The sequence below is a fragment of the Sphingobacterium psychroaquaticum genome (assembly GCF_004421025.1).
Classification (GTDB): domain Bacteria; phylum Bacteroidota; class Bacteroidia; order Sphingobacteriales; family Sphingobacteriaceae; genus Sphingobacterium; species Sphingobacterium psychroaquaticum.
The window spans coordinates 595465-611772 of sequence record NZ_CP038029.1; the positions used below are offsets into that span (position 1 = coordinate 595465).

The following is a 16308-nucleotide window of genomic DNA, read 5'->3' on the forward strand; positions in this document are numbered from 1 at the left end:
AGAATAAAAAATGCTCCGTAAGGAGCATTTTTTATTTAGCAATATTCTTTTGTATGTAATCAAAACTCTTCTTAATACTGTCGAATTTATTGGGTAAATATATGTCATCTTGTTCGACAAAGGCATATTTTAACCCCGACTTGTCTGCATAGTTCGCGATGTTCACAAAATCGACCGCACCTGTTCCAACTTCTGTATAGCGTATCTGTTTCATTATTTCTGAAAAGTCTGCCTGGTCATACTTTTCGCCAACGACTGGTGTGGTATACTGATTATCCATATCCTTCATGTGCCACATGGTGAATCTGCCGGGGTATTTTTCAAAATACGACTGTGCATTGTAGCCTGCTTTTTGAATCCAGAATAAGTCCAATTCGAAATCTACTAAAGTGGGCTCTGTAAATGCGATAAGAATATCGAGTCCCTTCGTACCATTAGCAAAGTTTCGGAATTCCCAAAAGTGATTATGATAACCAACTTTGATTCCCGCTGTTTTAGATAGCTCTCCCGCTTTATTTAGTTGGTCTGCGGCATATTGATAGTCTGCTACAGATAGACTATTCAGATTATCCATCGGTGTGACCGGAGCGACAATGTTTTCTTGACCTAGTTTATGTGCGATTTCAATATACTTTTCTATACTCTCGGTACTTGTTGCGCCTCGTTTAAGGTAGTTGGACATATCATAGTGACCACTATGGGACTTCAAACCGTTATCCTCTAATACCTTTTTTAGGTCAGAAATAGGCAGTCCCCAAAATGTACCATTCACAGGGTCGAGGCCAAATGTTTCCACGTGTTTATACCCTATCTTTGCAACTGTTTCCAGTGTTTTCACCGGATCTTGTGCTATTAAATCACGGATGGAGTATAATTGTATTCCCAAATTGTGAAAAGGAGTAGTGCCTACTTTCTTTGTTTCACATGAAAAAAAATAGGGACTTACTAGGGCTGCAGAAAGACCAAGGCCTGCCTGTTTCAAGAATCTTCTTCTGCTCGGATTTTCTTGTTGCATAATTTTTCTGTTTGTCTAGGTTTTTTTCAAGGTAGCTAAAAAAAATGTAATTGCATAAAAAAAGGGTTAACGTCGTTTACGTTAACCCTTTTCTGTTATATCGCATAGACTATACGGTCATGATATCTTTTTCTTTTAATTCCGTCAATTGATCGACTTTGACGATATATGAATCCGTCAACTTCTGTACTTCGGCTTCCCCCGTTTTTATTTCGTCTTCGGAAACACCGTCGTTTTTCAATTTTTTGATCGACTCGTTCGCATCTTTACGGATGTTGCGGATAGCAACACGACCTTTTTCAGCTTCTTCTTTAACCTTCTTTACCAAGTCGCGACGTCTCTCTTCCGTTAATGGTGGAACCGCCAAACGAATAATCGAACCATCATTTTGCGGATTTAAACCGATATTAGAATCGATAATAGCTTTTTCGATGGCACTGATGATGTTTTTTTCCCACGGTTGGATAACGATAGTACGTGCATCAGTTGTATTGATGCTGCTTACTTGGCCAATTGGGGTCATGGAGCCGTAGTAGTCTACTGCAATTCCATCTAACATAGATGGAGATGCTTTTCCTGCTCTGATCTTCGTTAACTCAGATTCTGTATGAGCTACAGCTTTTCCCATGCTCGACTTACAGTCATCTAGTTCTAATGAGATTAGTTCGTTCATATATTTTTTTATTTCTTTAAATTTTAGCTAACAATTGTACCAATGTCTTCCCCTTCAGCCAATTTTTTCAAATTGCCAGGTTTGTTCATGTCAAATACAATTATTGGAAGATTGTTTTCTTGGCACAAAGTAAAGGCTGTCATGTCCATCACGTTAAGCCCTTTGGCGTATACTTCTTGGAAACTAATCTTATCGTAACGTTCTGCGGAAGGATCTTTTTCTGGGTCTGCGGTATAAATACCGTCTACGCGTGTTCCTTTTAATACCGCATCGGCATTGATTTCAATGGCACGAAGTGATGCTGCGGTGTCTGTCGTGAAATATGGGTTTCCCGTTCCTGCACCAAAGATAACGATCCGACCCTTTTCTAGGTGTCTTACGGCTCTTCTACGGATAAAAGGCTCACAGATCTGTTCCATCTTAATGGCCGTCAATAAACGCGTTTTTAATCCCACTTTTTCAAGCGCATCTTGTAAGGCCATGCTATTGATAACTGTAGCAAGCATACCCATATAATCGGCTTGTACCCTATCCATACCCGCCTTTTCGGCACTTAGACCGCGGTATATGTTTCCACCACCAATAACGATGGCAATTTCTAGACCTTGACTGTGAATTTCCTTGATGTCGTTAGCATATTGCATCACACGATTGATGTCTATGCCATAACTTTGCTCGCCCATTAAGGCTTCTCCGCTGAGTTTTAGTAAGATACGTTTATATTTCATGAGTGTTTTTTTGGAGCATATCCAAAAGACAAAGATAAAAATTTTTTTTAGCCTTCTACGGAATAACTTAAAGTTTATTCTGCGACTGCCGAATCACTTCTTCGTAGTAGTTTTCATACATCGGTAGAATTTTAGAAATATCAAATTCCTGAGCTCGCTTGTAAGCTGCTTCTTTGAATTTCAATAAACGATCGCAATCCTCCAGGATATAAAGGGCATTCTTTGCCATATCCTCCACATCGCCAATGTCGCTTAGGAACCCGCTTACACCGTGTCGGTTTAACTCAGGAAGTCCCCCTGTATTGGTGGAGATAACAGGTACATGACACGCCATTGCCTCTAGTGCAGCTAACCCAAAGCTTTCCGAGGAAGAAGGCATTAAGAAGAGATCGGACACGGAAAGAATCTCTTCTATGGCATCTTGTTTACCCAGGAATCGTACGGCGTGACTGATATCTAATTGACGGGCGAGCTCTTCGGCATTGCGGCGCTCCGGACCATCTCCGACCATTAGTAGTTTACTTGGCAATACCTCATTTACTTTTTGAAATATACGTACGACATCCTCCGTGTTTTTTACCTTTCGGAAGTTTGAAGTATGTGTAATTACACGCTCATTACCGGGGGCTATAGCACGCTTAAAGTGCTCTTTACTTTTGTTGTGAAAACGCGTGAAATCTATGAAGTTAGGTATAACTTGAATGTTGCGTTTGATCTCAAATGATTCTAGGGTTTGCTGTTTTAAGTTTTCAGAAACAGCTGTTACACCATCGGACTGATTGATCGAGAAGGTAACGACAGGATTAAAACTTTTATCTTTTCCGACCAGGGTGATGTCGGTACCGTGTAATGTGGTGACAACCGGAATATTAATCCCTTGGGTTGCCAGAATCTGTTTTGCGAGATAAGCTACAGAAGCGTGTGGTATTGCATAGTGTACATGCAACAGATCTAATTTTTCGAATCGGACGACATCAACCAGCTTGCTGGCAAGCGCCGATTCGTAGGGTGCGAAATCAAACAACGGATATTGCGAGATGGCGACCTCGTGATAATATAAGTTCTCGGAAAAAAAATCCAACCTCGCCGGTTGGGAGTAGGTGATAAAGTGAATCTCGTGTCCGTTGGATGCTAGGGCTTTGCCTAGTTCGGTCGCGACGACGCCACTTCCTCCAAAAGTGGGATAACATACTATGCCTATTTTCATCTCTTCTAAAATTACGAAAATGTTTGTTATGATGTTGTGAACACGCAGCCACTGCATGGTACATTATCAATGCTACAAATTACGTATTAATTGCGGATGTTTGCGTGAGGTGAATTGCAATAATTGTGCAAAATTTATCTGAAAAGGATCGTGTAGCTTTATGTATAGGTTTTTCTAGGCTTACCTATCCGGTTATTTTTTTATATCAGAAAACGTGATTAGTTTTGTAGATGCTTAACAAAGAAGGAATTGCATCAGAACTTGTATTTAAAACAGCAAGATCTAGTGGCGCTGGTGGTCAAAATGTGAATAAAGTAGAGTCTAAAGTTACGCTCCTGTGGGATGTGGCTGGCTCGGCCTATCTCTCTCCAACGCAGAAGGATTTGCTCCTTGAACGTCTTAAGAACAGAATCACTAAGGATGGCCTGCTCCAAATTGAATCATCCGAAGATCGTAGCCAGTTAAGAAATAAAGAGCTTGCCATTAAACGTTTCTTCTTGTTGTTGGAGACGAGCTTGGTGGTAAACAAAAAGCGTGTAGCAACTAAGATACCCAAATCGAAAGTTCTAGAACGCCTAGATCGTAAGAAAAAACACAGTCAGAAAAAATCTTTTCGAGGGAAAATCAATTTAGATTAAATGACCATCGAAGATGGCTGATAATATACTCATTATCGAAGTCGATTAACCTCCTCTTGTAATTGCTCTATTTTTAATAAAAGCTGTTGTGCGACTTCGATTCCTTGGATATTGATATCCAGATCGTAATGCCAGGTCGCATACTGTTCCAGTGGCTGCAATTGTTCTTCATCTAAAAACTCTTCGTCCTTGTAGACCACGATATCGATCAGTCCGCTTTCGGAAAGTTGGCGGACAAAATGTATCTCCATTTGATGTGAGGTACATACATCTATGACTTTAATTAGCGTTCTTTTCATCTTATTTCTTTTTTAGTTCGGCTAGCTGGCGGAATAATTCCATCTCCTTATCACTTAGCTCCTTTGGAATATTGACCTGAATGGTGACATATAGATCACCGAAGTTTCCCTCCTTTTTGTAGATGGGAAAACCCTTGCCTTTTAGTCGTACTTTGGTGCCGTTTTGTGTGCCTGCTTTGATTGGAATCTTTACTTTGCCAGAAAGCGTCTCGACGATTGTTTCCCCACCAAGAATTGCCGTATAAAGATCTACTTCTTGTGTTTTGTATAAATCACTTCCATGGCGCTGATATTCTGCGTCCGATTGTATTTCAAACTGGATGTATAAATCGCCAGCAGGACCACCATTGGTTCCTTCACCGCCTTGGCCTTTTAGTTTTATCTTTTGGCCATCTTCCACACCCGCAGGGACAGTAATGCGGATATTTTTCCCATTGACAGTGAATGTTTGTTGGTGGCTGGTGTAGGCCTGTTGGAGCGTTAATTGGAGTACTGCATTAAAGTCGTTTCCTCTAAATTTGGTTTGTCGACCTCCGCCTGAACGTCGACCAAACATTTGCTCAAAGAAGTCTGAAAATTCACCGGTATCATAGTTCCCAGAATAATCAAAATCGAATCCATCAAATGGAGAACCTTGTGCCCCTGCTGACTGCCGACTTTGTTGCTGCGCTTTTTCGTACTCTTCGCCATGCTTCCAGTTCTCTCCGTACTGATCGTATTTCTTGCGCTTTTCAGGGTCAGTGAGAACTTCGTTCGCCTCGTTAAGCTCCTGAAACTTCTTTTTGGCAGTTTCATCATTGGGGTTGAGGTCGGGATGGTATTTGCGCGCTAATTTTCGGTACGCTTTTTTTATCTCGTCCGCTGAAGCTGTTTTTTCTACTCCTAATACTTTATAATAATCTACAAAAGCCATGTCGTAATCTAGTTATGATTAATAACAAAGTTTCCGGAACAATGTTTCTTGTTTTTAGAAGGCTTTTAAAAATGCATCGCCCCTTTTTGCTTAGTCATATGGGATGCGTCGCAAAGAGGGGCGATGTGGTTACGAAATATGTTTTAGAGGAAGAGGTGTTTTACTGGGTCATGCGTATTGTCATCCCTTTACCCATATTCTTTTCTTTGAAATACTGCCTGTTACCGCTTACGATCAGATTTTTCACTTCTTGCATATTCCCTGGCATGTCCGATCGTACAGTACTTCGCCCTTCCAATCTGATATTTGCGGTGTCCGTCATTAACTTACTTCCTAAGATAATTTCACCATTATTTACTGTGGCGGTTATCGTTGAAATTTTGCCATTGTTCAACTGGAGCACAGACTCGTCTCTTACCTGCAGCTGTAGCTGTTTTGCAGCCGTCGTATCAAGTTTAGTGAACAATCGCATACGGGAACTGTTCCCTATTTCAAAGGATGAAATTCCTGTGTTACGTTCGTCATGTATAAACCCATGCGCCTTTTCAATTATGATTTTGTTCAGCGTTCCACGATTACTGATAGAGAACTCTGTTTCTCCCTTAGTTTTAAGATATAAGGTATCGCCCGATATACGGGAGGTATAGTTATAAATTTTTTTTGAATAGAAATTGTTTGCACCTTGTTTTACGCTAAAAATAAGATCATCTCCGCTACCTTCGATTTTTAGGACACGGATTGTTGCCGGATAGTCATGTTGGAGTTGTTTACCACTTTTGTCAAGCCACATTTTAGATAGTGGATCAATAGGATCGTTTTGTTCATTCAATCTGATTGTACCATAGAGATTGGGTAAAAAATAAACAGAGATGGCTAGGACGGTGGCTATGCAAAAATACAGTATTGATTTTTTCATGATTTGTAATCATTATATAGATTTATAATTTCATTGATTTCCATTTTCAGGAGGTGCATGGTTTTAAAGAATGTAGGAAGCTCTGTTTCGATAAATTCTTTTTTCTTCTCCTGCTGTGCGAGCGCTCTCGCTTCGGGACTGACAAAAAAGCCAACTCCACGTCTGTTATAGATGATTTGATCTTGTTGCAAGATATCATAAGCACGCATAACGGTGTTGGGATTTACTTCGATCTCTGCACCAAAATCACGAACTGATGGTAGTTTAGTGTCTGGAAGCCATTCTTCCAATAGGATTTTTTCCATGACCAGTTCCTTTATTTGAAGATAGATAGCCTTGTCTGATGTAAACAACATAATTAAACCTCCCTTTCCTTTAGCAGATATCTAAAAGTAACTAAATAGAGCCCAATAACGATGAAGACAGGAAGGAGTCCGATCAATATATTTTCGGGACGTATAGTCGTGATGTTACCTTGGTGTAGCATCCATTTGAGATAGAGAAAGAATGTGATAGCCATAACGAGCGTATACAGTAGAATGGAATAAAACAGGCTGTTTTTCTTGAATAAGAAATGAGCGATTTGATACAATGGAATTACCTGAAAAAAGATCAATGGAAAGGCGTAATATATTGGATCTAATGTTTTGAAATAGGACGCCTGACTGTAAGTCGGATAAAGGATCCCAACTTCTATGTTGGCGAGTGTCGTTTTTTCCATAAACAGTAATTTAAATATAGAAACAGTGGACAGATCTAGGACGTAAAAGGTAAGATTGCCGATCGTCATTATAACGAAGGTGAAAAACCATAACGTGATGATCCGGTGTAGATCTGAAATAGGCATAGTTGTATAACGACTATGCTTCTTTACACAGAAAAGATAGCGACTTGTACAAACAAAGAGGAAGATAAAGGGAAGCAGTAGGATGATCCCTCTCATGTGACCTAATCCTGATGTCATCTCTCTTATTAAGAACTGTTCGTCATTTCCCAAACTGGGCGTCTCGATGATTTGATAGATAAATTTGGTTGGGCTCAATAAGTAGGCTCCATATAGGACTATCAGTGTTAATGGAAGATAAAGTATAGTTTTCCTGTTGAAGGACCAAAACTCTTTGATACTTGCAATCAGATTTTTTTGTTGGATACTATGGAGCATGATGTTCGAATTTTGTGGTATTTAAAGAATGGAGTATCGTCGGATTTTCATGAAGGGCATTGAAAAAGAATTCTATATCAAAAGAGGAGTCTTCATGTGTTGTATTGTATACCAGACTAAGTGTGCCATTAAATGTGTTTTCGCTGTAAAGAGTATCCGTCGTTTTTCCGGACCTGATCGCGAACTTTTTATTGAGCTCATAAAGAGAGGAATCTATAGCAATTTTATCCTCTTTCAGAACAAGTAGGTGATCAATCAGGTGTTGTATATCACGGGTCTGATGTGTAGATATAATAATAATCCGTTCATCAGATATATGTTTTGAAATCAGCTTTCTAAATTGTGTTTTAGCGGGAATATCCAGGCCGTTTGTCGGTTCATCCATTAAAAGGAGGGAAACATTGCTGGCGAGCGCAAAAGCTATGTTCACCTTTTTCCGTTGTCCATAGGATAAGTTTTTGATGTGGTTTTTACTATCAACCAAAAATTTGTTCATGATATTTTCAAAATATGCACGATCAAATTTTGGATATAATGGGCTATAGATATCTAGGATATCTGAGATTTTCCAATCAGGCAGGTCTACCTCGTCTGTAACGAGGTATAAGTCTGATAAATAACCTAGCTTTCTCTCACTCGCAATGTACATATTCTTTGATATGACTCCTTTTTTCGGAAATAAAGAAGAGGAAATTAACTTCAATAAGGTCGTCTTTCCACATCCATTAAGTCCCAGAAGGCCGTACACGTGGCCGGGAGCTAGGTTAATGCTGATATCATTTAAAATGGGATACCCCTTTTTGTAATGAAATGATAGATTTTTTATTTTAAGCATAATCGTTAGTTTAGTGTATTAGTTAACTAATGCACTGTAAAAGTAAAAAACAATTATGAATAAACAAGAAAAAAGGGGATAAAAAATAACACGATAATAAAAAAGCCTCTCTGTATCTACAGAGAGGCTTTTTTATGGGGTTGAAATTACTGTTTGTTACTGTCGACTTTAAGTCGTTCCGCTCTATTTGCAATTTCCCATAGAATATGAAAAACGAGCTTTTCTCTCTTTACCATCATAGGAAAATCGATCTTATCGACGGTATCCTCCGGTGTATGATAGTGGGGGTGAAGGCCAGAGAAGAAAAAGGCGGATGGAATTCCCTTTTGCGCAAAATTATAATGATCCGAACGATAGTAAAGCTTCATCGGGTCTTTAGGGTCATCATACATATAATCGATTTCCATGCCTACAAAATCCTTATTTGCTTTTTCAGTGATTTGTTTCAATTCTGAGCTCAATTTATCGGTTCCAATAGCATGAATGTAGTTGTGATTTCCATTCAAATGTTTATCATCAATTCGGCCGATCATATCTAGGTTCAGACACGCTACTGTATTTGCTAAAGGAAAGATAGGGTTTGCCGTATAGAAGCTTGAACCGAGAAGTCCTTTCTCTTCGGCCGCCAAACCGATGAAGAGTAAGCTTCGACGCGGTGTATATCCTTCTTTTTTTGCTTCTGCAAATACGCGAGCCAATTCGAGGACACCAGTTGTTCCGGATCCATTATCGTCTGCACCAGGAAATATAGTGCCATCAGGCATAATCCCGTCATGGTCATAGTGACCAGAAACGACAACGATTTCATCTTTTAGATCAGAACCTTCCAGTAGGCCTAAAACATTGGGGTCAAAGTATTTCTCATTTATCAATCCCATGTCCGCACGAAGTTTTCCCGCGAAAGAAAACGTGGTAGGCTTTTGTTTTTGCTGCGCGATCGTAGTACCTTTTGTTTGAAGGAGAAGATCCGCTATCTCGGGTTTAATATGTACAACAGGTGGCTGTTCCGTTCCTGGAGTAGCAGTATTACCATTATCTAAAGTAAAGCGACCGCCACTCATTCGTGCTCCAAAGCGTGCAATCAGTTCCTGAGCGTTCCCGCCTGTGGCTAATATAAGCTTGGGTTGAAGTTTGACTAAAGCTTGGAGGCGCTTGAAGCGACTAGTGGACCAGTCTGATTCTTTCTTGGTTCCCGTAATTATCGAGTTCCCCTGCGCGTCTTTTGGTTCACTTTCATTAATCAATAATACAACCTTTCCCTTGATATCAACCTGGCTGAGGTCATTATGTTTCGGATCTTGAATTCCGTAACCAATGAATACAACTTCGTCAGCATCAAAAGAAGTTTTTTTATTATCTCCTTGAATAAAGAAATCCTTACCGTTCGTATATTTCTGCCCATTTAGAGAGAAATCATCAACTTTGTAATTTACTCGGACAAGATGAACGGGTTGAAAGTAGCTGCCGTTGACCGGCGGACTAAGCTTGTAGCTTTTAAAAGCATCGGCAATATAGTCTGCTGCTTTCGCTCCTCCTGGCTGTCCGGTTCCACGGCCTTCAAACGCTGGAGACGCTAATGTCGTTAAGTGTTTGCGAGCCGATTCTTCGGTCAACATCTCTGCAAATTTTACTTGAGGTGAATGTTGTGCTACGGCGCAGCTTGATAGGGCGGGTAGCAATAATGCCAGGCGAAACCAGTTCTTTGTCATACTGTTATCTTTTAATTACAGGCTATTTTATTTACTCTATTGGCGTGTCTTCCACCTTCGAAATCTGTGGTAAGGAAAGTGCTTACGATTTTTTTCGCTAGATCGATATCGATAAAACGTGCTGGAATACAAATGACATTGGCATCGTTGTGCTGACGCGCTAGGGCTGCAATTTCATTCTGCCATGCGATGGCTGCACGTATACCTTGGTGTTTATTTGCTGTGATGGCAACACCATTTGCACTACCGCAGATTAAGATCCCTAATTCATTCTTTTTACTTTCAACACTAGACGCAACCGGATGTGCAAAGTCAGGGTAATCTACAGAATCAGCAGTTTCTGGGCCAAAATCTTCTACTTCGTAACCTTCGGATTTCAAAAAATCAACGATTACTGATTTGTATTCAAATCCGGCGTGATCACTTCCTACTGCAATTTTCTTTGACATGATATTATTGTATTACTTGTTATAAAATTCTCGTTCTGCTTGTTCTCTCTTCTTCTTTACATTGGCGGAGACCATAATACTCAGCTCGTATAGAAGGAACATCGGCGCACTCACTGTTAATAAGGTGATGACATCTGCCGTTGGTGTTATGATGGCTGCAATAATCAAAATGATTACTGCAGCGTAACGTCTACTGGCACGCATAAATTCCGGAGTCATCAATCCGATTTTCGATAGAATGAAAACCAAGATCGGTAATAGAAACACCACACCACAGCCCAGGGTTAATGTGGCAATAGTAGAAAGGTAGGAATCTATAGTAATTTGGTTGGTTATTTCCGAGCTAAGGGAAACGTTTGCCAAGAAGTTTACCGATAAAGGAACCACGATATAGTACCCGAAGAGTGCGCCTAGTATAAACAGAATAGACGCGTACAGTACAAATCCACGTGCTGATCGTCTTTCGATGTCAGTTAGTGCCGGTTTAACGAAGAGCCATACTTCGAATAGGAGGTACGGAAAACCAAGTGCAAGCGCCATGAGCAAACAAGAGTTTATTTGTAACATAAACTGACCCGCAAGCTCGGTATTGATAATGTTGAACGGAATACGTTCTACACAGAAGCCTTCTAGGCTAAGCAGATCGCCCACCTTACACATCATTCTGTAAGTCCAAAAATCAAGGTTCTTAGGGCCCATGATGATTTGGTTGAATACAAAATCATAGAAAGTGAAGGACAGTATAGCGAAAACTGCAATGGCTATTACTGACCGGATAATGTGCCACCGCAACACTTCGAGATGGTCAAAGAAAGACATTTCTGCCTCTATGCTCTTTCCTTTATCTTTTATAGCTTTAATTAGTTCGTTAGATTTTGACATTGTAAAATTTTAATTCCGGACAGAAACAAAAATACCATTCTTATTCGTAAGAATGGTATGTTCTGTCTTTGTAAAAGAAATTTTATTAAACTTCGTCTTCAGGATACTCCGATAGGTCGAAAGTCTCCATAAACTTCGTTGTAAAATTACCTGCTCTGAAGTTTGGATCCTTCATAATACGCAAGTGTAAAGGAATCGTAGTTTTAACACCTTCGATCACAAATTCGCTCAACGCTCTTTCCATTGTAGCAATAGCTTCTTCCCGTGTTTGTGCGGTACAGATAACTTTAGCAATCATGGAATCGTAGTTTGGCGGAATAGAATATCCTGCGTAAACATGTGTATCTACGCGAACACCATGGCCTCCTGGCGAATGAAAGTTTGTGATTTTACCTGGTGAAGGACGGAAGTTATTGAATGGGTCTTCCGCATTTATACGGCATTCGATAGCATGCATCGTAGGCTCATAGTTTTTTCCAGATATTGGAATACCAGCAGCTACTTTGATTTGTTCCTTAATAAGGTCAAAGTTGATGATTTCTTCCGTTACGGGATGCTCTACCTGGATACGTGTATTCATCTCCATAAAGTAGAAATTCCGGTGTTTATCCACTAAAAACTCAACGGTACCGGCACCTTCGTAGTTTACGGCTTGCGCGCCTTTGATTGCGGCTTCACCCATTTGCGCACGCAACTCTGGCGTTACGAATGGAGAAGGAGCCTCTTCCATAAGCTTCTGGTGTCTACGTTGGATAGAACAGTCGCGCTCCGAAAGGTGACACACCGTGCCGTATTGATCACCGACAACTTGGATTTCAATATGTCTCGGATCTTCTACAAATTTCTCTAGGTAGATCCCGTCATTTCCGAAAGCAGCAGCTGATTCTTGGCGTGCGGAATCCCATGACGGTTCAAAGTCTTCATCTTTCCAGATGATACGCATACCACGTCCGCCACCACCGGCAGTTGCTTTGATGATAACAGGGTATCCGATTTCGTTAGCCAGTTTAATACCTGTTTTTACATCAGGTACTAGTCCGTCTGATCCAGGTACAATAGGTACACCGGCATTTTTCATTGTTTCTTTTGCACTGGATTTGTCGCCCATTTTTTCGATTTGGTCGGCAGTAGCTCCAATGAATTTAATTCCATATTCGGCACAAATTGCGGAGAATTTAGCATTCTCGGCAAGGAAGCCATATCCCGGATGGATTGCATCTGCATTAGTTAGTTCAGCAGCTGCTATAATGTGAGGAATGTTTAAATAAGAATCTTTACTGGGAGGAGGACCGATACACACGGCTTCGTCGGCAAAACGAACATGTAGACTGTCTCTGTCTGCTGTAGAATATACAGCGACACTTTTGATGCCCATTTCGCGACAAGTGCGAATGATACGTAGGGCAATTTCTCCTCTATTTGCTATTAATATTTTTTTAAACATAAATTTAAAATGATGTTACCATTAGCGATAAACTCGCTGAAATTGAGTTGTTCCTTAAATATAAGAAACTCAATTAACTTGGGTCAACCAAGAAAAGTGGTTGATCGAATTCTACAGGTTGTGCATCATTCACTAAGATCTTCACGATTTTTCCTGAAACTTCAGACTCAATTTCGTTGAAAAGCTTCATTGCTTCAACGATACATAATACTTTTCCAGGCGCGATTTCGTCACCAACATTTACAAAAAGAGGTTTTTCAGGACCTGATGCGCGGTAAAACGTACCAATCATTGGTGATTTAATGGTGATTAAATGTGCATCACTTTCTGCCGCAGGGGCTGGTGTTGCAGGTGCAGCTGGCGCTGGTGTTGCCGCGGTCGCAGGAGCTACAGCAGGAAGAGCAACTGGGCTAGGCACTGCTGCTGTTACATACGTAGGCTCTTGATTTGTTTTAATCGTAATCTTAAAGTCTTTTTCTTCAATAGCGACTTCATTCACACCTGATTTTGATACAAATTTAATCAGGTCTTGAATTTGTTTAATATCCATACTCATATTTCTAGTCGATTTAATTTTAATGTTTTTCCGAATTTGGTAAAGATAGTAAAATATTACGCTTTAGTGTACCCCCACTTGAGATAGATAGATCCCCAAGTAAAGCCACCACCAAATGCGGCTAATATTAAATTATCACCTTTTTTTAATTTATCTTCCCATTCCCATAAACACATTGGGATAGTAGCACTTGTTGTATTTCCGTATTTTTGGATGTTAACCATCACTTTTTCATCGGGTAATCCCGCTCTTTCTGCCGTAGCATCAATGATACGCTTGTTTGCTTGATGCGGTACTAGCCATGCGACGTCGTCTGCTTGTAAGTTATTTCTTTCCATAACTTCAGCGGCAACATCAGCCATATTGGTTACTGCAAATTTAAATACTGTGCGACCTTCTTGATACGCGTAATGCATGCCCGCATCTACTGTGCCATGTGTAGCCGGGTTGAGCGAGCCTCCTCCTTTAATATTGAGATACGGAGCGCCGGCACCGTCTGTTTTTAGAACGGCATCAATTAGGCCGTTTCCTTCTTCATTCGGTTCCAAAAGTACACAACCGCAACCGTCACCAAAAAGGATACAGGTGTTACGATCTTCATAGTTTACTACCGATGACATTTTATCTGCACCAACGACTAGTACCTTTTTGTGCTTGCCGGACTCAATGAATTGAGCTCCTGTAGTTAGTCCGAATAGAAAACCTGAACATGCTGCTTGAAGATCGAATCCCCATGCTTTTTTTGCGCCTACTTTATCCGCTAAGATATTTGCTGTTGCTGGGAACAGCATATCTGGAGTACTGGTACAGAAAATAATCAGTTCGATATCATCGGCTGAAATGCCTCTTTTTTCTAAAAGCCCTAAAACTGCTGGTACGGCTAAATCAGATGTTGCTTTACCTTCACCTTTAAGGATTCTTCTTTCCTTGATGCCGGTGCGCGAAACAATCCACTCGTCGTTTGTGTCAACCATTGTTTCCAGTTCTTGATTTGTCAAGATGTAGTCTGGAACGTAACCGTTTACTGCAGTAATAGCAGCGTGAATTTTTGACATATTAAATTAGTTGAAAGCAGATTTGATCTTATCGATGATTTTGGATTCGATCATATCTCTTGAAAGTAAAACCATATTTTTGATTGCCTCCGGGGTCGAGATGCCGTGTCCGACGATAACTGGTGCATTTACACCTAGAATCGGACTGCCTCCGTACTGTTCGTAATTGAAGCGATCAAAGAAATCATCTTTCATTCCCTTTTTTAGGGTAATGCCATAAAATGACTCCGCCAGCTTTAATACGACATTCCCCGTGAAACCGTCACATACATACACGTCAGCGAAATCGGTAAACATATCTCTACCTTCAGCATTCCCAATAAAATTTATCTTGTTGTTTTCTTTTAGTAGGGGATAGGTGGAAATGGTTAGGAGGTTTCCTTTTTCTTCCTCTTCGCCGATATTCAAGAGGCCAACTTTTGGGGTTGCTACGCCGTAGATGTGTTCCGCATACAGACTGCCTAGAATGGCAAACTGATTTAACATTTCCGGTTTACAATCAGCATTGGCGCCCACATCGAGTAATATACCGAAACCGCTTTTTAATTTAGGGACATTCGTTGCTATAGCCGGGCGCAGGACGCCTGATATTGCTTTGACGCTAAATACAGCTCCAACCAGCATTGCGCCTGTATTTCCGGCGGATGCAAATGAATCTAAAGAACCGTTTTTTAACAATTCAAATCCCTTTGCAATACTAGAATTTGGTTTTTGGGTAATGGCTTTGGTTGGGTGTTCATGCATGCTGATGGCATCAGGCGCATGGATATAGTCAAAGTTATCGGGGTTTGCTCCAGCCTGTTTCAACCGTTCTACGGTGTCCTGCTGATCTCCAATAAGAACTAGACGTTGATCGTCTTTGAGTGTTTTTTGAGCTTCTATAGCTCCAAATATTGTGGAATTAGGTGCGTAATCTCCACCTAATACGTCTAAACCAATCTTCATTCGTTATTATTTTATAATCAATAATACGCAAAAACATCCCAAATTAAAGTATAAAAATTGAGTTTTACACCTATTTGGGATGTTTAATTTTTTGGAATGATGTCGTTAGACAGCAGCGGTGTTTTCAATAATCAATTTACCGTTGTAGTATAAGTTTCCGTCTACTGTATATGCACGGTGTGGAGTATGAACAGCTCCAGTTTCTTGACATACTGTCAACGTAGGTCTTTCTGCCTTATAATGTGTTCTTCTTTTGTCTCTTCTTGATTTAGAAGTCTTACGCTTTGGATGTGCCATCTCGTATTTGTGTTTTAGTTATTTTTAATACTCTTTAATATATCCCAACGTGGGTCCATTTTTTTTTCTTCTTCTTCGGATTCGTTCTCCGGTTCTTCACGACTAATCTTCGCGAGCATCTCTGGGTCGCAACTGATATTCACCCCTTGTTCCGTACATTTCGTGTAGTAAGGGACCCGAACATTAATGAATTCGTATAACAAGTTAGCAATATCTAGTTCATAATCTTTTGTAGATAGAACCAGTACTTCTTCCGTGCTATTTTCCCAATCTTCCTCCGTGAATTTCACTAACGTTCGTTCGTTGAAGGCTTGTGGTGAATCAAAGTCGCTAAGACAGATGTCGCAAGTAAGTTGGATGGTACCTTTAATATCAAAATGTACAACCAACATATTCTCTTGTTTTTGGAGTTCAACATTTGCTGTTAATTTTCCTTTTTTAACGAGAGAGTGTTCGTAACAATCAAAGAACTTATCGTCAATTTCAAATTCAAAGTTGTGTTGTCCCGCGGCTAACCCCGAGAACGGTATTCTATATTGTTTTAGATATTTCACAATCTGCATTTGAGCCTGCAAAATTAATTAT

20 protein-coding genes are annotated in these 16308 nt (G+C 40.3%); 1 reads left to right on the forward strand and 19 read right to left on the reverse strand.

Annotated features, from left to right (window positions below; translation table 11 throughout):
* Positions 1-31: 31 nt before the first annotated feature.
* The 4 genes from E2P86_RS02515 to bshA form a co-directional block, all read right to left on the reverse strand.
* The gene (locus tag E2P86_RS02515; protein WP_085472286.1) at positions 32-1015 is read right to left on the reverse strand and encodes a sugar phosphate isomerase/epimerase family protein; all 984 of its coding nucleotides are present in this window, start codon (positions 1013-1015) and stop codon (positions 32-34) included.
* A 109-nt stretch (positions 1016-1124) separates the two neighbouring features.
* Positions 1125-1688, reverse strand: a complete 564-nt coding sequence (gene frr / locus E2P86_RS02520) for a ribosome recycling factor (protein WP_085472285.1) — start codon at positions 1686-1688, stop codon at positions 1125-1127.
* A 23-nt stretch (positions 1689-1711) separates the two neighbouring features.
* A complete protein-coding gene (pyrH, locus tag E2P86_RS02525; protein WP_085472284.1) occupies positions 1712-2416 on the reverse strand; it encodes a UMP kinase in 705 nt (234 codons plus the stop codon).
* A 67-nt stretch (positions 2417-2483) separates the two neighbouring features.
* Entirely contained in the window at positions 2484-3623 is a 1140-nt protein-coding gene (gene bshA / locus E2P86_RS02530; protein ID WP_134430511.1) for an N-acetyl-alpha-D-glucosaminyl L-malate synthase BshA, read from the reverse strand.
* Positions 3624-3853: 230 nt separating this feature from the next.
* On the opposite strand from bshA, the gene arfB reads away from it, so the two are divergent.
* Positions 3854-4261, forward strand: coding sequence for an alternative ribosome rescue aminoacyl-tRNA hydrolase ArfB (arfB, locus tag E2P86_RS02535; protein WP_085472283.1), 408 nt, complete (start codon positions 3854-3856; stop codon positions 4259-4261).
* 32 nt (positions 4262-4293) lie between these two features.
* Here the strand turns inward: arfB and E2P86_RS02540 are convergent, their stop codons facing one another.
* The 15 genes from E2P86_RS02540 to E2P86_RS02610 form a co-directional block, all read right to left on the reverse strand.
* Positions 4294-4560 carry a chaperone modulator CbpM gene (locus E2P86_RS02540; protein ID WP_085472282.1) on the reverse strand — a complete coding sequence of 89 codons (267 nt, stop codon included), beginning with the start codon at positions 4558-4560 and terminating at the stop codon, positions 4294-4296.
* 1 nt (position 4561) lies between these two features.
* Positions 4562-5473: a DnaJ C-terminal domain-containing protein gene (locus E2P86_RS02545; RefSeq protein ID WP_085472281.1), complete on the reverse strand. Its 912-nt coding sequence runs from the start codon at positions 5471-5473 to the stop codon at positions 4562-4564.
* Between the two features lie 160 nt (positions 5474-5633).
* Positions 5634-6389, reverse strand: a complete 756-nt coding sequence (locus tag E2P86_RS02550) for a hypothetical protein (protein WP_134430514.1) — start codon at positions 6387-6389, stop codon at positions 5634-5636.
* Positions 6386-6745 carry a GntR family transcriptional regulator gene (locus E2P86_RS02555; RefSeq protein ID WP_134430517.1) on the reverse strand — a complete coding sequence of 120 codons (360 nt, stop codon included), beginning with the start codon at positions 6743-6745 and terminating at the stop codon, positions 6386-6388. Before E2P86_RS02555 ends, E2P86_RS02550 begins: the two co-directional genes overlap by 4 nt.
* Positions 6746-6747: 2 nt before the next feature.
* Complete coding sequence (locus E2P86_RS02560) at positions 6748-7110, reverse strand: hypothetical protein (RefSeq protein ID WP_134430520.1); 363 nt, start codon at positions 7108-7110, stop codon at positions 6748-6750.
* Between the two features lie 430 nt (positions 7111-7540).
* Complete coding sequence (locus E2P86_RS02565; RefSeq protein ID WP_134430523.1) at positions 7541-8386, reverse strand: ABC transporter ATP-binding protein; 846 nt, start codon at positions 8384-8386, stop codon at positions 7541-7543.
* Between the two features lie 146 nt (positions 8387-8532).
* Positions 8533-10095 carry a M28 family peptidase gene (locus E2P86_RS02570; protein WP_134430526.1) on the reverse strand — a complete coding sequence of 521 codons (1563 nt, stop codon included), beginning with the start codon at positions 10093-10095 and terminating at the stop codon, positions 8533-8535.
* An 11-nt stretch (positions 10096-10106) separates the two neighbouring features.
* Entirely contained in the window at positions 10107-10544 is a 438-nt protein-coding gene (gene rpiB, locus E2P86_RS02575; RefSeq protein WP_085472275.1) for a ribose 5-phosphate isomerase B, read from the reverse strand.
* A 12-nt stretch (positions 10545-10556) separates the two neighbouring features.
* Positions 10557-11426, reverse strand: coding sequence for a twin-arginine translocase subunit TatC (gene tatC, locus E2P86_RS02580; protein WP_085472274.1), 870 nt, complete (start codon positions 11424-11426; stop codon positions 10557-10559).
* 85 nt (positions 11427-11511) lie between these two features.
* Complete coding sequence (gene accC, locus E2P86_RS02585; protein ID WP_085472273.1) at positions 11512-12870, reverse strand: acetyl-CoA carboxylase biotin carboxylase subunit; 1359 nt, start codon at positions 12868-12870, stop codon at positions 11512-11514.
* Between the two features lie 73 nt (positions 12871-12943).
* Entirely contained in the window at positions 12944-13426 is a 483-nt protein-coding gene (gene accB / locus E2P86_RS02590) for an acetyl-CoA carboxylase biotin carboxyl carrier protein (protein WP_134430529.1), read from the reverse strand.
* Between the two features lie 56 nt (positions 13427-13482).
* Positions 13483-14481: a beta-ketoacyl-ACP synthase III gene (locus tag E2P86_RS02595; RefSeq protein WP_085472271.1), complete on the reverse strand. Its 999-nt coding sequence runs from the start codon at positions 14479-14481 to the stop codon at positions 13483-13485.
* A 6-nt stretch (positions 14482-14487) separates the two neighbouring features.
* Positions 14488-15426: a phosphate acyltransferase PlsX gene (gene plsX / locus E2P86_RS02600; protein WP_085472270.1), complete on the reverse strand. Its 939-nt coding sequence runs from the start codon at positions 15424-15426 to the stop codon at positions 14488-14490.
* A gap of 105 nt (positions 15427-15531) precedes the next feature.
* Positions 15532-15723 carry a 50S ribosomal protein L32 gene (rpmF, locus tag E2P86_RS02605; protein ID WP_085472269.1) on the reverse strand — a complete coding sequence of 64 codons (192 nt, stop codon included), beginning with the start codon at positions 15721-15723 and terminating at the stop codon, positions 15532-15534.
* Positions 15724-15737: 14 nt separating this feature from the next.
* Entirely contained in the window at positions 15738-16286 is a 549-nt protein-coding gene (locus E2P86_RS02610; RefSeq protein WP_234991125.1) for a YceD family protein, read from the reverse strand.
* Positions 16287-16308 lie beyond the last annotated feature (22 nt).